This is a genomic window from Streptomyces sp. NPDC001832 (genome assembly GCF_040297265.1).
GTDB lineage: Bacteria > Actinomycetota > Actinomycetes > Streptomycetales > Streptomycetaceae > Streptomyces.
Genome location: NZ_JBEOYU010000082.1, coordinates 1 through 1391, shown reverse-complemented (window position 1 = coordinate 1391; position 1391 = coordinate 1). Strand labels below are relative to the sequence as shown.

Sequence of the window (1391 nt, the reverse complement as noted above, 5' to 3'; positions counted from 1 at the left end):
TGTGGTGAAGTGGATGATCCTATGCTGTCGAGAAAAGCCTCTAGCGAGTTTCATGGCGGCCCGTACCCTAAACCGACTCAGGTGGTCAGGTAGAGAATACCGAGGCGTTCGGGTGAACTATGGTTAAGGAACTCGGCAAAATGCCCCCGTAACTTCGGGAGAAGGGGGGCCATTCCTGGTGATGGGCTTTACGTCTTGAGCTGGGGGTGGCCGCAGAGACCAGCGAGAAGCGACTGTTTACTAAAAACACAGGTCCGTGCGAAGCCGTAAGGCGATGTATACGGACTGACGCCTGCCCGGTGCTGGAACGTTAAGGGGACCGGTTAGCTGACTTTCGGGTTGGCGAAGCTGAGAACTTAAGCGCCAGTAAACGGCGGTGGTAACTATAACCATCCTAAGGTAGCGAAATTCCTTGTCGGGTAAGTTCCGACCTGCACGAATGGCGTAACGACTTCTCGACTGTCTCAACCATAGGCCCGGTGAAATTGCATTACGAGTAAAGATGCTCGTTTCGCGCAGCAGGACGGAAAGACCCCGGGACCTTTACTACAGTTTGATATTGGTGTTCGGTTCGGCTTGTGTAGGATAGGTGGGAGACTTTGAAGCGGCCACGCCAGTGGTTGTGGAGTCGTCGTTGAAATACCACTCTGGTCGTGCTGGATGTCTAACCTGGGTCCGTGATCCGGATCAGGGACAGTGTCTGATGGGTAGTTTAACTGGGGCGGTTGCCTCCTAAAGGGTAACGGAGGCGCCCAAAGGTTCCCTCAGCCTGGTTGGCAATCAGGTGTTGAGTGTAAGTGCACAAGGGAGCTTGACTGTGAGACCGACGGGTCGAGCAGGGACGAAAGTCGGGACTAGTGATCCGGCAGTGGCTTGTGGAAGCGCTGTCGCTCAACGGATAAAAGGTACCCCGGGGATAACAGGCTGATCTTCCCCAAGAGTCCATATCGACGGGATGGTTTGGCACCTCGATGTCGGCTCGTCGCATCCTGGGGCTGGAGTCGGTCCCAAGGGTTGGGCTGTTCGCCCATTAAAGCGGTACGCGAGCTGGGTTTAGAACGTCGTGAGACAGTTCGGTCCCTATCCGCTGTGCGCGTAGGAATATTGAGAAGGGCTGTCCCTAGTACGAGAGGACCGGGACGGACGAACCTCTGGTGTGCCAGTTGTTCTGCCAAGGGCATGGCTGGTTGGCTACGTTCGGAAAGGATAACCGCTGAAAGCATCTAAGCGGGAAGCCTGCTTCGAGATGAGTATTCCCACCAACTTGATTGGTTAAGGCTCCCAGTAGACGACTGGGTTGATAGGCCAGATGTGGAAGCCCGGTAACGGGTGGAGCTGACTGGTACTAATAGGCCGAGGGCTTGTCCTCAGTTGCTCGCGTCCACTGTGTT

1 rRNA gene (running past one end of the window) is annotated in these 1391 nt (G+C 55.4%); it reads left to right on the top strand.

Annotated elements, in window-relative coordinates:
- A 23S ribosomal RNA gene (locus ABT115_RS30550) occupies positions 1-1369 on the top strand; it begins 1825 nt to the left of the window's first position.
- Positions 1370-1391: the final 22 nt, after the last annotated feature.